The sequence below is a fragment of the Ktedonospora formicarum genome (assembly GCF_016587355.1).
Taxonomy (GTDB): domain Bacteria; phylum Chloroflexota; class Ktedonobacteria; order Ktedonobacterales; family Ktedonobacteraceae; genus Ktedonobacter; species Ktedonobacter formicarum.
Genome location: NZ_BNJF01000001.1, coordinates 1,014,258 through 1,029,339, shown reverse-complemented (window position 1 = coordinate 1,029,339; position 15,082 = coordinate 1,014,258). Strand labels below are relative to the sequence as shown.

The 15,082-nt window shown below is 51.0% G+C and carries 12 protein-coding genes; 9 read left to right on the top strand and 3 right to left on the bottom strand.

Annotated features, from left to right (window positions below; translation table 11 throughout):
- Positions 1 to 135 precede the first annotated feature (135 nt).
- The 3 genes from K3T82_RS04510 to K3T82_RS04500 all read left to right on the top strand — a co-directional run bounded on the left by K3T82_RS04510 (position 136) and on the right by K3T82_RS04500 (position 2,426).
- Positions 136 to 1,140 (top strand): hypothetical protein, encoded by a 1,005-nt coding sequence (locus K3T82_RS04510; protein WP_220192291.1) that lies wholly within the window; start codon positions 136 to 138, stop codon positions 1,138 to 1,140.
- 87 nt (positions 1,141 to 1,227) lie between these two features.
- A complete protein-coding gene (locus tag K3T82_RS04505; protein ID WP_220192290.1) occupies positions 1,228 to 2,208 on the top strand; it encodes a class I SAM-dependent methyltransferase in 981 nt (326 codons plus the stop codon).
- A gap of 2 nt (positions 2,209 to 2,210) precedes the next feature.
- Positions 2,211 to 2,426, top strand: coding sequence for a hypothetical protein (locus tag K3T82_RS04500; RefSeq protein WP_220192289.1), 216 nt, complete (start codon positions 2,211 to 2,213; stop codon positions 2,424 to 2,426).
- 159 nt (positions 2,427 to 2,585) lie between these two features.
- On the opposite strand, the gene K3T82_RS04495 is transcribed toward K3T82_RS04500, so the two are convergent.
- Positions 2,586 to 5,909 (bottom strand): helicase HerA domain-containing protein, encoded by a 3,324-nt coding sequence (locus K3T82_RS04495; protein ID WP_220192288.1) that lies wholly within the window; start codon positions 5,907 to 5,909, stop codon positions 2,586 to 2,588.
- Positions 5,910 to 6,206: 297 nt separating this feature from the next.
- On the opposite strand from K3T82_RS04495, the gene K3T82_RS04490 reads away from it, so the two are divergent.
- The 3 genes from K3T82_RS04490 (at position 6,207) to K3T82_RS04480 (ending at position 9,817) form a co-directional block, all read left to right on the top strand.
- The gene (locus tag K3T82_RS04490; protein WP_220192287.1) at positions 6,207 to 6,719 is read left to right on the top strand and encodes a hypothetical protein; all 513 of its coding nucleotides are present in this window, start codon (positions 6,207 to 6,209) and stop codon (positions 6,717 to 6,719) included.
- Between the two features lie 505 nt (positions 6,720 to 7,224).
- The gene (locus K3T82_RS04485; protein ID WP_220192286.1) at positions 7,225 to 8,655 is read left to right on the top strand and encodes a serine/threonine protein kinase; all 1,431 of its coding nucleotides are present in this window, start codon (positions 7,225 to 7,227) and stop codon (positions 8,653 to 8,655) included.
- A 13-nt stretch (positions 8,656 to 8,668) separates the two neighbouring features.
- On the top strand, positions 8,669 to 9,817 hold the full coding sequence (locus tag K3T82_RS04480) for a methyl-accepting chemotaxis protein (RefSeq protein ID WP_220192285.1): 1,149 nt from the start codon (positions 8,669 to 8,671) through the stop codon (positions 9,815 to 9,817).
- A 31-nt stretch (positions 9,818 to 9,848) separates the two neighbouring features.
- On the opposite strand, the gene K3T82_RS04475 is transcribed toward K3T82_RS04480, so the two are convergent.
- Positions 9,849 to 11,576: a serine/threonine-protein kinase gene (locus K3T82_RS04475; RefSeq protein WP_220192284.1), complete on the bottom strand. Its 1,728-nt coding sequence runs from the start codon at positions 11,574 to 11,576 to the stop codon at positions 9,849 to 9,851.
- 227 nt (positions 11,577 to 11,803) lie between these two features.
- Between K3T82_RS04475 and K3T82_RS04470 the strand changes: the two genes are divergently transcribed.
- The 3 genes from K3T82_RS04470 to K3T82_RS04460 all read left to right on the top strand — a co-directional run bounded on the left by K3T82_RS04470 (position 11,804) and on the right by K3T82_RS04460 (position 14,074).
- The gene (locus K3T82_RS04470; RefSeq protein ID WP_220192283.1) at positions 11,804 to 12,205 is read left to right on the top strand and encodes a hypothetical protein; all 402 of its coding nucleotides are present in this window, start codon (positions 11,804 to 11,806) and stop codon (positions 12,203 to 12,205) included.
- 115 nt (positions 12,206 to 12,320) lie between these two features.
- Positions 12,321 to 12,671: an MmcQ/YjbR family DNA-binding protein gene (locus K3T82_RS04465; protein ID WP_220192282.1), complete on the top strand. Its 351-nt coding sequence runs from the start codon at positions 12,321 to 12,323 to the stop codon at positions 12,669 to 12,671.
- 170 nt (positions 12,672 to 12,841) lie between these two features.
- Positions 12,842 to 14,074, top strand: a complete 1,233-nt coding sequence (locus K3T82_RS04460; RefSeq protein WP_220192281.1) for a GDSL-type esterase/lipase family protein — start codon at positions 12,842 to 12,844, stop codon at positions 14,072 to 14,074.
- Between the two features lie 105 nt (positions 14,075 to 14,179).
- Here K3T82_RS04460 and K3T82_RS04455 read toward each other — a convergent pair whose 3' ends face one another.
- Positions 14,180 to 15,052 carry a class I SAM-dependent methyltransferase gene (locus K3T82_RS04455; RefSeq protein ID WP_220192280.1) on the bottom strand — a complete coding sequence of 291 codons (873 nt, stop codon included), beginning with the start codon at positions 15,050 to 15,052 and terminating at the stop codon, positions 14,180 to 14,182.
- Positions 15,053 to 15,082: the final 30 nt, after the last annotated feature.

The following is a 15,082-nucleotide window of genomic DNA, read 5'->3' as shown; positions in this document are numbered from 1 at the left end:
TGGAAAAATATGGCTACTTGTACTATGCTAAGGCGTAGCATACGAGCAAGAGTTAGGCGCGAACGACTTGCAAGTGTTGTATATGTCCTATAAGGCTGGTTATGGAAAGACCTGGCAAAGATTGGAGGAGAGAAGGTGTCGTCAATAAAATGTGAGGCTTGTGGGTATCGCAATACACTCGGCAATGGGCGGAGTGTGTGTGTCAATTGCGGTGCTCCCTTGCAGTCTCGACAGATGGAGGCGCGCGCTTTCGATCTCAGTCCGGCGGAGATAGAGCGGGCGCAGCCACCCATTCCTGCTTCTCCAGAAGCGATTAAGAAGCATTCCACCCCTACTCAGCCTTTGCTTCCATTAGAAGCGGAGAGCATGAGGCAGCCTCAGCAGACCTCTCTACCGGGTGGGGAAAGATCAGGCCAGCCTCAGCATCCTATCCTCCTCAAGGATTTGGAGGAGCAATACGCGCTTCAGTTACGTGAGGAGGAACGCTCGCGCGCGCTCCAACCTCGCGATGAGATGTCGCCATACACGATTCCTGATGGGTCGCCACTGTCGTATTATGATCCCGCTGAGGGGATACGCACCGTTATCAAGGAGGAACAGGGGCTACGCAATCCGCAGCATGCCCTGCCACCGTGGCAGCTGGATCGCCTGCCCTTTGGCTTTCCCCGCAGAGCACCAGAACTCTGGGGTGCTGTCGTGCAGGTTCAGTCCCAGCAGGAGCGGCCTCCGATGGTGGGAGCGGCGCTGCTTTTCCGGGGGCTGAGAGATATCGTCTGGGCTATGCCGAACGAGATTCGCCATCCAGATCGTGATATGGTCCAGGTCACGACTATCCGTGTGCGCAAGGCGGACGGCGCTTTGCAGGACGCGCGTGTACAAGGATATTTACGGGGGGCTAATGTCTCGCTGGGTGATATGGTTTCGATCTGGGGACGCAGAAGTCGTGGCGCGATCTATATCTATAGAGCGTTTAACCATACTGCGAAGGGACAAATCTCTACCTCCGCGACAGCCTCTTCTGGTCCTTTCTTTGCATTACTCATTATTCTGGTGCTTGTCGCGATTCTGGCTGTGTATTATCTGCAGATACCGATTCCTTTTTTACCAAAGCTTCCATTTTCTATATTCCCTGGAAACTAAGGCCTTATATGCTCTCCTGAGCGCGCTAGCACTAGCGCGCTCAGGAGAGCATATAAGGAGTAGTAAAAGATTGCGAGGACTTATCCCATGCCCTCACTTCTAGTTCAAGATTCATTTGATACCGCGCGTGTTATTGCCTACTATAGGGCACTGGAGACCGAACGAGAAGGTGGTCTCTTTCAAGATCCTTATGCGAAACAACTGGCGGGAGAGCGTGGCGCGGAAGTGGTACATTCTCTCCCACGTGGTGAAGAAGAGCGCTGGCCGCTGGTTATGCGTACTCAGATCTATGATGAGATTATTCAGCACTTGCTCGAGCAGGAGACGGTGGATATCGTGATTAATCTCGCTGCTGGCCTGGACACGCGTCCTTATCGCCTGCCACTGCCCGCTACCCTACGCTGGATTGAGGTTGATCATGAGGATGTTATCACATATAAGCAGGAGCATCTAGCCGATCAAAAACCGCGTTGTCTGTTGGAGAGGGTAGCGCTGGACATTACAGATGCTCAGGCGCGGCAGAATTTTCTCAAAGAAGCCGCACCTGAAGGGAAATCTGTACTGGTGCTTACGGAAGGGCTACTCATTTATTTGCAGACAGAGCATGTGAGAGCGCTGGCGGCTGATCTGCAAAAGCAGACCGCTATTCGTTGGTGGCTCACAGAATATATTTCCCCTTTGGCTCTCAAGCGCGATGAGGAGTATTGGAACACGTTCGCGGCTGAAGGCGTGAAGACGCGCTTTGCCCCAGAGGGCGGGCTGAAGTTTTTTGAGAGCTTTGGCTGGGAATCTCAAGAATTTCGCGTTCCCATCCATGAAATGCGTAGATTACGTCTGCCCGTTAAATTGAGTTTGTTTGTGCGTATCCTCATCTTCTTATCTGGTAAGGTCGTGAATACGGATGCAGGTGGCTTTGTCCTGCTACGGAGAAAGCCTGAAGAGGTCTCCGAAGGGGATAAAGAGGATGAGGTGAAGGACACGACGCCGGACCAAAAGCCAGGGGACGAGGAGCACGAAAGTGCGAAAGTGGATGATGAGCTTGAATCTCTACTTAAGAAAGAGGACTAAACATGCATTATAATCCCCAACAACCAACACCTGCCCCAGGTAATAACTCTCACCAGTCTCCTTTTGTTGCTGCACTGCTTTCGATCCAGCAGCGAGAGGCTACGGAGGAGGCTCACCGCCAGCAGAATTATAAGCTCTGGTTCTGGCTGTTAATTATTCTCAGTCTGGCAAGCTTGGGATCGTTTCTCTTAGCACCTCATCTGATTCCCGGTCTCTAGCCTTTTCGTCACGCGAGTCGATCAATAATATGCTGCGTGATCGATCTCTTCGGGTCTCTGTTATTTGAAAGAGGAAAGACGAAGACCATGTGCGGAACTTCACACATGGTCTTCGTCTTTCCTCTTTCAAAGGCCAAGCTCTTACTAACTCTCTTTGAGCTATTCAAGCGTGTTGGCTGATTCACTCTCAGTTTCGTTCGCAGCCTCGCCTTGAGCGTCATTTTTCTTTTTGTTGGCTCGTTTACTGCCTCGGCGCCCACGATTACGGCGTTTGCGAGGAGCGGAAGCTTCGCCATCTTCAGGTATCTCAACCTCTTCTGGTGTAGGCGTATCCTCAACCTCTTCAGTAATCGTGACTGCTGGCGGAAGTACAATAACTGGATCCTCAGACGAAGAGCCATAGACTGGGACCGCATCGTAACGTGGCGTGGTCGCTGGACGTAGAATAATAATCTCCTCTGGCGTCTCGACAGGGCTGGCAGGCTGCTCTCGAGGGGCCTCTTTGGGCGGCTCATACTGTGGAGTGGGTTGTGCCGAAGCCGCTGGTAAGTAGATAATGGATTCTTCCTGCTTCTCCGACGGCCGTTCAATCACGCGTTCTGAGGGCCTCTCAACAGATTGCTCCGATGGTTGCTCAATTACGCGCTCGACTGGTTGCTCTGAAGGCGTCTCCACGACGCGCTCCGAGGGTTTCTCAGTGACGCGTTCAGACGGTTTCTCAGTAACACGCCCCGAGGGCTTCTCAGTGACGCGCTCAACCTGAGGTGTTGTTGGGCGAGTTGATTTGCTAGCTTGGGCAGGTCGTGGAGGTGTGGGCGCTTTACGTTTCTTGTTGGCTGGAGGCGTAGGCGCGGGTCCCATACGAATACCACGTAGCATGGCATCTCGTAGCATGGTATCGACCTCGCTTACGGGGCGCGCGTAGCGCACACGGCTGCGGGTACGCACACTCTCCGCCTGGGTGGGGTCGCCAGATTTCAAGGGAATCACATGGAGGGAGAAGGTCGGCTGGCGTTTATTGATAGCTGAGAGTTTGACATAGCAGGTGTGCATGTCTAAATTGAGCAGATCCTCTTCTTCAACCCCTAGTTCTTTGGCGAGTGTCTCCGAATCGCGCGCGGACATATAGAAGGTTATCAATTGTTTGACGTTCGCTAGTACCGTGGGAAGCAGGACCGGGTCTAGCTTCTGGAGATACTCAAGGGATTGTGTTGCCAGGTAGAAGGTTGCGCCATACTTGCGTAGTTCGGCTAGCGCGCCATAGTCCATTCCAGCAAGGACCTGGAATTCGTCAAGGATAATAGGATAGCGCACGCGATCCTGCTCAGCTTTGGTTCCCTGCTCCTCCAGGGTTATCTGGAACAGACCCAGCATGGTTGCGCCCACAATGGCCGCGATGTCATTACCAACAACGCCTTTTGCCAGCTTGAAGAGAATGATTTTGCGCTCTGACACCATCTGGGTAAAGTCCAGAGTTGAGGCACCCTGCCCGATGATACGGCGTGCTGTAACACTCTCAAACTTGGCGACTTTTGTGAGGACCGGATTGATGACGTCGCGTTGCTGCATCAGGGTCATGGGCTCATAGTATTCGCGCCACCAGCGATGCAGGTAGTCATCCTCAATTTGTTGCAAGATCGCGTGACAAAAGTTCTCGTTCGTTAGCAGAGGCATCACGTCTAGCAATGTATATTGCTTCCCTGGACCATCCTGTGGATCTTGAGCGACCAATACCTTGTTCGCCTCGAAAAGCGTGCGTAGGCTCATCTCGAAGGCGTTCTCCATACGTGGGCCCCAGCTCATAGTCCAGATGTGAGCCAGGGTTTTCAGCAGATCTGAGATGGCTTTATCACGTGCGCGTCCCAGAGTTACGTCCAGGATATTAATGCCGACGGACGCTTCTGGATCGGAGAGATCGATATAAACCACATCGTCCATACGGTGAGGCGGTACGAGGTGCAGGACGTGATCACACAGATCGCCGTGTGGATCAATAAGAATCAATCCACCAGCCTCCATTGCCCGCCGTGCCACATGCTCCATAAATGTGCTTTTGCCCTCGCCAGATTTACCTGAGATCAGTGTATGCTGGGTGAAAAACTGAGGTGCGAGGCCAAAGGGCAGGCGATAGCCTCCATGTTCTGAATAGCCTACGATTGGCAGGCCAGCCGACTGCTGGGCCAAATCGGGTGGGATGAGCATCGTACGTGCGCGTCTATGCTCAACAAGTGCGATTTCGGGGAGTGCGCTGGCGTTAGGAAGATGCCAGAGTGAGGCTACCGTATCAACGGTCAGCAAGTGCTTTGAGTGAGCTATGCCCTGATACCAACCGTGACCCCAAAGTTGCTCGCGGCTGACGAGCCGTCGCGCCTTGCCGTCTGAAAGATGGCGGGGAATAAAGTATGCGCCATTGGATTGGTTGAACTGGCGATAGGCGGCGATCATACGCAAGAGTACTTCTCGTCGTACCTCAGCTAACTGAATATCCTGGGGTAAACCCTCGTACTGTGCCATTGATTGGTGTGTCTGTGGTGTGTTCGCCACATAGTCTAATGATTTAGGTCCGATCACGAAGAGACGGACCCGTGAATGGTAGGCCATGCGCGATACCTTCTGGGCTACCAGGTTGCTGTCATATGTTTGCTGTGGCTTAACGATGCCACGAATAAACTCCAGAATGAAGAAGAGTGCGACACCTGCCAGGACGAGACCCGCAAAATAGACAAACATCAAGAAGGTTTGCTGAGGGGTGAGATGCATTGGGTGATTGGTGATCGCGCCCCCAATAGCGCTGAGGAGCCAATCAGGTATGAATTGGCGTAAGAGCACAAAAAGACATACAATGATGGCTCCAGCGATAATGATGGGGGTGCTTATCGCCGATGTTCGGTTCATACGGAACATTGCCATGTCTAGCATGGCGTCCCGTTTATCCGGTTCGGTTGCTCTTTCAACCGCTTTGCGTAGACCTTTGCGCGACCACGTCGTCTCGGCAGGGGCCAGCCCTATTTGCGCGATGGCGCGGGTGTGCTCAGGTAACTTACTCAAGGCTGAAAGTAGACCAAGAAGGGGGTCGATGGTCAGGTTATCTTGTCTCCCTTTCTCCCCCTGCCAAGTGCGGAGAGGAAGAAACGGATCGCCGCCCGCAACCAGCTCGATAGCGGAGACCGTCTCATGGGCTTCGAAGCGAAATGGATCTTCGTGCTCTCGCAGTGGTCGCACATCGATTTGTGGGTATTGTGAACGCAAAATGGCTTCCACGTGGTCGAGAGCGGCCTGGGTTGTTGCCCGCACAATAAAGCTGCGTCGCTCCGGTGTTCCCGTCAATTCCAGGGCTACGGGATGCTTTTTGTCCAGAACCAGGCTTTGCATGGCGGCCTCAAGCATAATTTCTTGATCTTGCTCAACCTGGGCGGGGGGAATGATTTGCAGAGCGAACGATGTAGCCCCTTTTTGATATTGCATTGAAGACATCATGTTCATGCAGCAGACTCTCTATGAATGGTGAAGATAATAAGTGCTTCAGTTTGTCTTATGCGCTATAAAAATAGTTTTCTATTCTAGCAGTGTATCGGAAGACGGGTGGAAAGATACCTCCTTGCTCTCCAGATTTATCTTCATTTGTTGCCGCAATCTTGCGGCAATAAGCCTTGGTGATTCCTTAGCACTCAGGCTATGCGCAGGGGTGGGGGACTATACATACCCGGCTAGTGCTATCTGATTGACCATATTCTATCATTGAAATACAATAGAGCCAAGAAAAACCCCAAGAGGTACAGGTTGGTCAGTACGTATGTGCATCTTACCCATCGCGAAGTACCAATTTTGCCAGAAGAGCAAATATTAATGCTGAACGCGGATGAGTATCTTGTGACTCTGTTCAGTGCTACGCGGGTTCATGCCCAGGCGCGCTTTCCCCGGAACGCGTTTCGCCTGTTGTTCTTGTTGCTAATGGTTCCCTATGGGGCTAGTTATGCCGAGCTTCTTGCTTGCCTGCACTGTTCGGAGCCTGTCTTCCATCAAATGCTCATCGTGTCATCACGCGAGGAGGTTTTTTCCATTTTAGCTCCACAGCGTGATTATTGGCAGAGGCATCTATCGGACCTGACACGTGAGGACGCTGCCATTCTAGAAAGGAATTTGAAGATGGTACGCCGCGCGGTGAAGGAGCGCAATGGTATCAACTCACTCTTGCAGCGACATGGGTTTGCATTGAGGGTAAGCGTTTTGCACGGCAAAGGTTATGTATTACTTAGGGATCGACCTGAAATTCACTCTAGGGAGAGTTTGTAGTAGAGCCCTCAGCCTCTGTGATCGAAGCAATTCTTTCTACTTATGCCTTTTGGGACCTTACACCTATTAATACCTTATTTAGATTGGCTCCATCGACGATATTGTATATAATTTATGACATATGTCACAGCATTTTTGTTCCATATATGTCATAGTTTTTCTTAATCAAAGGTGATTTTTCAGGCCTTTCTTTATCTTGCTCCTTATTTTGGAAACTTGAGCGTGTTCCATTTGTTATGAACCCCAATGCCGCTCCTGTCCTCACGTCTGCGGGGGCATGACTAGTGTTGAGCGCTCAGGGCATGAAGGTGGGGAATCCTGAAAAAATTATGACTTATAATAAAGAGTGAATCGAATTAAGTGCATATATCACGTAGGCGGCTAGTCATGCATTAGCTCTTTTGTGACCGATGCAGTTGCCGGATTTTTGAAGAGTAAGGACTAGTGGGATACCTATAGAATGACCAAATGGCGAATTTGAGCACATAGAAAGGAATGCTCTTGTATGGATGCATCAAAAGATCCATTTTTAGGGAGAAAGATTCGTGGGTATCGCCTGGAAGAGCTTTGTGGGCGGGGAAGCATGACCGCAACATATCGCGCTCGTACAAGAGAGCTCTGGCTATGCCCGGAAGTACTCATAACCATCATTCTCGTTCCTCATACGCTTCCTCGCCATATACGCCGAAAATTCTCAGAACGTTTTGAGCGCAAAGGGGAGCAACTCATCACGTTGCGTCATACGCATCTCTTTCCATTGTATGGCTATGGCGAACAAGAGGGTGTGTTCTATCATGTTCTGCCACTTTTCTCAGGAGAGACGCTAGCGAGTCGTCTGCGGCAGCAGAAGCCCTGGACTCCGCAAGAGGTTCTGACGGTCTTAAATCCCGTCGCTGATTTGCTAGATTTTATTCATGAGCAAGGACAAGCCTATCAATATCTTAATCCCAATGATGTGCTCATACTGCAAAACGCTGAGGTGCAGCTGATTGATTTTGGCCTCATGCAAATATTAAGCAAGAAGGGACTCGAAGAGGGAAGCTCGTCAAATTCTTCTTATGAGCATTTGAAAAGCGTTACTGATAACTTTATGAGCCCACCCGAATATCTCGCTCCTGAGATCATACGTGGAGCTGATGGAGATTTCCGTTCCGACATCTATTCGTTGGGTATCATGCTTTTCGAGATGCTGAGTGGTCGCCCACCTTTTACTGGTGGTAACTATGTCGAGATCGCACGTAAGCATATCTTTGAGCCGTTGCCCTCGCTTCATGAAATCGCGCCCCATATTCCAGTGGCTCTAGAGCTCGTCATAAATCATGCGTTACATCGGAGTCCCGAAAGGCGCTTTCAGTCGGCGCGAGCCCTTGTTACCGCCTATACGCATGTGCTTAATGATCGCCTCTATGCTCCCAAGCAAGTGTATATCTCACAAGCTATAGAGAAGATACGAACTCTGGCAGGTCCTAGCACGCCTTCCCCCATGCAATTGTCAGCGCCACAGCCGAGTAGCAATGTCGTCTCAGGCAAGCTGAATCCGATGCATGCGCAAACGGTTTATGGTGCTTCGGGAGACGATTTCACTCATCTATCAGCAACTCAAGAACAGCCAGCCCTTGTACGCGGTGTGTATACACCACCGCCACAGCCAGCCCTGGAAAGCCCGGTTATACCTTCACCGCAAGAGCCAATACTTCAGCAAGACTTTCCGGAGCCTGTCTCTCCCTATCAACAGGAGATGCAAGCCACACCTGTCTCTCCGCGCCTTCCGTATCAGGAGGATGTGCCCGATGAGACTCTGCTCCTTCAATGGGTCTCATCCCCGAACGCGCGAAACCTACACAAGATATCGCGGTTGTGCCGCAACAAACCAGGAGCAACACCGCAACTCCCCGAGAGGATGAAGAGCAAACCTTCGTCAGGCGGTCTCCTGTAAGGAGCCCTAATTCATGAGATCGAATTCCCTAAGGCTGGAACTGCTTGTTGCCTCTATGCTGCCTGTCACCGCCATCTGTATTGTGGGTGCGGTAGGACTAGGGCAGATGGAGCATACGAACATTAATATTTTTCTTCTGGTCCTGGTCGTAAGTGCTTTGGCCGTTTTCTTTGCTGAAATCGCTCTTATCAATATGACACAGCGCGCGACCAAGAACCAGTTTATTCATTTGATAGCCACATGCCGGGAGTATACTGCTGGCAATAGAGAGAAGCGCGCACCTATCCTGGGTGATAACGCGCTGACAACGCTTGCGCAGTCACTCAATGTCCTGCTCGATCAGGTAACGCACAATGTGCAGCATGCTACTACGAACAATAAGGCTGTCTACGATGTCCAACATATGGATCAGCAGATCCAGAAACTTATTACTGAAATTAAGCCCATTATGGATGGTGATTTGCGCGTCCGTGCGAATGTACCTGCCGGAAATATTGGTCTGGTCGCGGATATTTGTAACGCACTCATCGAAGAACTGGCTAATCTCGCCAAATGGACACGCTACTCTTCTGAGCAGGTGATGTCGAAGACACAGACTCTGCTAGCCAACTCGGTAGAGCTGGCGCAAACCGCCGAGGCGCAGATGTCTCGCTTCTCAGATACAACGGAAACGGTCGAGAAGATGGTCGCCTTTATTCAGAGGTTGAGTAGTACTTTGCACCTGAATGTGGAGATCGTGACAGAGATCCGCAGACATCTGCCTGCCCAGACCGGTCAGTTAAATGGTTTTGCGTCCGCTCCTGGCTCCGCAACCCAACTGTCCAGGCTGATAGATCAACTTCATGTTGATACGCGCAGGCAGGAGCAATTACTAAATGAGTTGCTTGATTCCGCCCAGTCGAATGCGACTCTGGCTGAGTCTATGATCTCGGAACTTTATGCAGTCGCTCAGCGTATCTATCAATCAAGTACCTCCATTTTGCAGACTGTCGAACATATTCATTCGCTAGCGAAGCTCGCGCAACAATGGAATAATTCCATTGCTGGCTTCCAGTTGCCAGAAGATTCTCTTGACGACTATGGGGCTCAGGAGCGAGAGTACAGGGAGGCCGTCGCCCCGCTGGAATCAGGCATTGGGCGCAGAAGTACCGATCTACTCTAGTTACCATCTTTCGCAAAAGGCGCGCTTACATTCAACGTGTTGGTGCGCCTTTTATTGCTCTCTGGCGGCGAGGTTGGTTACGCGAAGCAACTCCTTCGATCTCCTCTGGATCGGGATCTGAGGGCGAGAGCACGTTGAGTAAGAGCGATAAGTCACGACAGTGGAGCGGCCCAATGACATATTCGGCAATAGGGCGCTCTTTGCTTTTATGGTAGAGATGAAGTAGCACACCCGCGAGCCCGACCGGCTGGATGTGTTGGAGCGTGTAGTCTCCAATCGCAAGATAGCGGCAGACCGCCCGTCCATCTCCATAAAGCTGATAGAGTAGCCACTGAAGTAGGTTCATGCGACCATTGGGTCGTTTGGGCAGGTGGAGGAGCGCTATGCGTGTGCGAATGGCTTTTGCCGCCTCGACGATGCGCTGCTCTTGGGCGTAGAGACTCAGATGCTTGATACTATCCTCTTCGGGAAGTATTGGTAGCTGACTAAAACGGCTCCCACTCAGGGTGCAAGGGCGTAAGCGGATTACGAGGGCCTGTAGCCCCTGGGTATCACAGCGATCAAGGAAGCGTTCGGCCTGGGTCATGCATGCTGGTGTGCTCAGGAACGCATCGCTGACTAGGAGGATCACTAGTTGCGTTTGATTTACCTGCTCGGTAGTAGCATCACCATCCAGTGCTATCTCAATCTCGACTTCGGGGAAACCCACAATCAAAGACTGAAGCTGGTTTACGATATTCTCTCCAAGGGCTTGATCTTCCTTATGTCGTGCGAGCAAGATCATGACGCGTAGTGGCCCCTGTCTGGTGGTCATGGGAGTGGCTGGTTTCACCTGCTTCGCGCTTGATGGATCTTTACTCTGGGCGGTAGGCGCGTTCAGCACTTTGAGGACAGCCTGCATACTGGCTGGTCGTTGCTGTTCGTCGAGGGCCACCATTTGCAGAATAAATTGTTCCAGGCGGGGCATCTGTATGGAGAAAGACTTGAAGTAGAAGGGGGCATGAGAGGGATCTTCTCCAGTTAGCATCTGGTGCAGTGTGGCTCCCAGGCTATAGATATCGGAGCGCGGTGAGGTCGATTTCCTATATTGTTCTGGTGGTGCATAGCCGGGAGAGCCCAACGCGACCGTATCCTTGACCTGCCCTGGTTTAAAGAAGCGGGCAATCCCAAAATCGATGAGGGAAACTCGATCTTGCGCGTCCAACATTATATTGGCTGGTTTGAGGTCACGAAAGATGATAGGTGGGTGCTGCGAATGTAGGTAATCAAGTACGATGCAGAGTTGGTTCGCGATTGTGAGGGCTTGAGCCACAGGCAACTGCTTTCCCTGCTGACTCAAAACCTGAAGGCGGTGTTCCAGCGTTTCCCCCTGGATGAATTCCATGACCAGGTAGCGCCGTCCGTTATCTTCAAATTGGGCGTAGATATGAGGTAAGCCAGGATGTTTAAGATGTACCAGCATTTCCGCTTCCTGCGTAAAGCCGTGAATGGCCTCCTGAAGATCCTGTCCAACCAGACCATCCTGGCGCATTTCCTTAATGGCGACGATGCGCTTGTTGAATTGAAGATCGAGGGCTTTGTATACAGCACCCATGCCACCTTGCCCTAATGTGTCGAGGATCATATAGCGATCATCGGCCAGGGTCGTCTGAGCGGAGAGCGCTCCCGTCGCTGTTCCGCCATTTAAGGTGGTTCCACACCAGTTACAAAAGCGCACATTATTCGGGTTTGCTTTGCCACACGCAGTACAATTAGACACTTCCAAAACCTCTCAATTACATTGCATCTTTTCGGTAGGAGCGGCTTTCTACCGTATGCTTTCTCAATGCTTTTGAGCATACCCCCCCTGTCGCACAAGTCAACCCATTATTTCGCTGTACATAGAGGACAGTTCTCAGCATCGTGTTACCTTTGTGAACTGCTTAATAGATTTTTTGGCATGATAATGCTATATTTTCTCGGAGAAACAGCGAGGGTATTTACTGAATGAATCATATAGTATCAGACCGTTTGTGTTGTGGGCCGCACATTGTGGGTTACCAGATTTATCACAATGACGCTTTCCGCTACCTACAAATTAATGGCCGGCTTGTGAAGCTATCGCCAACCGAATACAAGCTCTGTATTCGCCTGCTCCGCCATTTCGAGTGGTTGCAACAATTCGCTCTGTACCAGCGCGAGCATCCATATAGCGAGGCTCCAAACGTCTACGTCAGCTTTGAAGAGCTACGTCATGGCGCGAATCTCGCCGAGCGTTCACATGTGACCAAGCATCTCAGTAATGCGAACAGTAAACTCCGGGTACATGGTATTTCGATTATCTGCGTTAACGAGTATGGCTACACGCTCGACTTTCAACGTGTTTCGCCCATTCGGACTAGCGCCTGACATCAGACCAGCTCCTTTCTTGTTTAAACTGTCATTCTCCCTAAATATTCTGCTCCTGTTCTCTTTTCCCTTGACGAATTCTATCCTCTCGCTTAGAAGGTAAGGTAAGGCGCTTATGACCAAAGACGAATTACATCAATTGCGCGTGCTCTGTCTGGCTTTTCCCGAGGCAATCGAGGATGGCGATGGCGTTGGCAATCCCGCGTTTAAGGTGCGCGCTAAAATTTTTGCTCTGCGACATCTTAAGGATGATCGCATGTCGATGTGGTGCAAAGCTCCAGATGGAGTGCAGAGGGGACTGGTGGAATCTGAGCCAGAGCGCTTCTTCGTTCCACCATACGTTGGGCGTTATGGGTGGATTGGTATCTGGCTGGATGATGAAACCGATTGGGATCTTGTTGCTGACCTTGTCAGAGATAGTTATTGCATGACCGCTCCTAAACGCCTTGTTGCTCAACTTCATTAGTAGACTGAAGAGTCTTAGGTTTCTTACTCGTACAGCTTGAGTTATAAATTGCTGCATGGTATTCTTTGAATAGATCAGTTCTATGTGCTCAAAGATGAGCACAATGGCGAGCAGAGGATGCATCCGCCATTTGCTCACTATATAACTTTGAGCAAAGAGAGGAAGGAACCATGCGGCGATCTCTTCATATTTCGGCACATAGCAAAGTCTCTGATATAGGCTTCTCCTCATCGCGTTTCTGGTTAGTGTTTTTTGTTCCTGTTCTCGTCGCCCTGGTTGGGGCTATTTTTTTGCCCACTAGCGCGCTAGCTGCCCCGTTAGCACCAGGGAAGCCAACAGCGCTCAATGGGCAAGCGGGCGATCAGCAGGTGTCATTAAGCTGGGGAAGCGCAACAGACGCAGCCGGCTACCTGGTCAATGAGACAGACCTGGTGAGCGCTCAGACGCAGCAGCTTCCAACAATCATTACAGTTACCTCGACAATTATCACCAACTTGCAGGCGGGACACTGGTATCGCTTTAGTATCACTCCTCTGGCTGGGACGCTTCAAGGGCCAGCCTCCGATCCAGTTGAGGTCAGAACAAAGGGATACTCTGGCAGCTATGATAATTACTACGCGCTGGGCGATTCCTATTCGGCGGGTGATGGCGCGCCACCATATAATGGGGCTAAGAATTGTTATCGTTCTACCAAAGGATATCCATATCTGCTTAGCTCGGGTGCTCCCTCTCCTACTCTGATTGCCTGTTCGGGGGCTGTAACGGGCAATATCGACTCTACAGTTCAATATTCCTGGCTCCCAGGGACGCAACTCGCGCAATTGCAGAGCGGTCCGCGCGGGAAGACTTTAATTACGTTGACCATCGGGGGGAATGATATAGGCTTCTCCTCCGAGCTTACTAATTGTATTACGAGCTTCTCCTCCTGCAAGTCTCACCGTGCAAGTGTCTCACAAAAGATCATCAATCTTGAGCCGCGTCTGGTTGCTGTCTATCAAGAACTGCGGGCGGCAGCTCCTGGTGCTGATATCATCATCGTTGGGTATCCGCTGCTGGTCGCGGACCCTTCTCTTGCTGACTGTCATAACCCAGTCGTCTATACTGGTCTGGGCGCGGGCGAAATGCAAATGATCCGTGATCTGGCCTCCCAGTTGAATGATGCTATTGCCCAGGCTGCGAGCACGGCTGGTGCTTTCCCCGCGACCGAGGAGGTTGAGCAGGCTTTTGCTGGTCATGAGGCCTGTACGGCTAATGAAAGCCAGGAGTGGATTAACGAAATCGCGGGCCTGAATGACGCGCTCCGTGATTCCTTCCATCCAAATAGCGCAGGTTATCAAGCGTTGTCCAGGGCTGTCAATAGCGCGCGTGACAAACTATATCAAAATGGAATGGTGCGAAAATAGCGCTTAACGAAACGAAGCGGTGCGTAGGTTTAGCAAACCTACGCACCGCTTCGTTTCGTTAAGTAGGGAAGAAGAGGGGATTGAAAGTTCAAAAGGTGTGTGCCCTTACTCTCCTTTGTGTCCCCAGGCGGTCAGTATATACCAGATTCCTCTGAAATCTTCCGCAAGAAGGTCTTGTTGCATCTGCTCAAATAGTTTCCCGAAGTCTTCATCGGTGGTCAGATTGCAGCGCTTGAGCAAAGGGAGCAGACGATACAAACCGCTACGCCAGTTCTCATACTGGCTCTGGTGTAGCTCAGCGCCAAAGGAGAAATCCAGACCATGTGTAAGATGTTGGATATCCTGGCATCCGGCATCTCGTAGGAATTTGCCTAGCATCGGAGTGACGCCAAAGGTACGACCAGAAGGCGAGAAGCCGTAGCCAAGTTGGTGCATCATCTTCGTTGTCAAATAAAGCAAATCTTCCAGGGCTCCGCTATTTGAGACTCCACCAGTATCAAGTTCGGTCAGGCGCAAGATACCACCAGGGCGTGTGATACGATATAATTCATTGACAACTGAAGGCCAGGCTTCACGTAATACAAAGCCTGTCATAAAGCGTGCATTGACCAGATCGAAGGAGTTGTCTGAGAAAGGGAGCGGCTGAAGAACATTGCCCTCCATAAAAATCGCGTTCTCGCGCTCCATAGTTTTGGCCTGATCCCTGGCATAGTGGATCATCAATTTGCTAATATCTATCCCCACCACCTCAACTTCTGGATATTCATAGGCGACGTTAAGGACCCAGTCTCCCGGTCCACACCCTATATCGATAATACGATCATAGCTACTAGGTAGCTGATTGTCTAATTCAGGAAATAGTCCACCCATACCCTTGCTCAATAGCCGATCTTGCCTCATCAGGCGGACCATCTCAGCCATATCCTCTGGATCGAGCGCATATGTGTCTTGCCGCTCTCGGGGGGTGTTTTCTGTCATGCCGAACTCTCCTAACTCTCTTAAGATCAT

Coding starts and splice junctions, on each gene's coding strand:
- K3T82_RS04470 (WP_220192283.1), top strand. CDS start 11,804: ATGAATCATATAGTATCAGACCGTTTGTGTTGTGGGCCGCACATTGTG.
- K3T82_RS04485 (WP_220192286.1), top strand. CDS start 7,225: ATGGATGCATCAAAAGATCCATTTTTAGGGAGAAAGATTCGTGGGTAT.
- K3T82_RS04460 (WP_220192281.1), top strand. CDS start 12,842: ATGCGGCGATCTCTTCATATTTCGGCACATAGCAAAGTCTCTGATATA.
- K3T82_RS04505 (WP_220192290.1), top strand. CDS start 1,228: ATGCCCTCACTTCTAGTTCAAGATTCATTTGATACCGCGCGTGTTATT.
- K3T82_RS04480 (WP_220192285.1), top strand. CDS start 8,669: ATGAGATCGAATTCCCTAAGGCTGGAACTGCTTGTTGCCTCTATGCTG.
- K3T82_RS04465 (WP_220192282.1), top strand. CDS start 12,321: ATGACCAAAGACGAATTACATCAATTGCGCGTGCTCTGTCTGGCTTTT.
- K3T82_RS04455 (WP_220192280.1), bottom strand. CDS start 15,052: ATGACAGAAAACACCCCCCGAGAGCGGCAAGACACATATGCGCTCGAT.
- K3T82_RS04495 (WP_220192288.1), bottom strand. CDS start 5,909: ATGAACATGATGTCTTCAATGCAATATCAAAAAGGGGCTACATCGTTC.
- K3T82_RS04500 (WP_220192289.1), top strand. CDS start 2,211: ATGCATTATAATCCCCAACAACCAACACCTGCCCCAGGTAATAACTCT.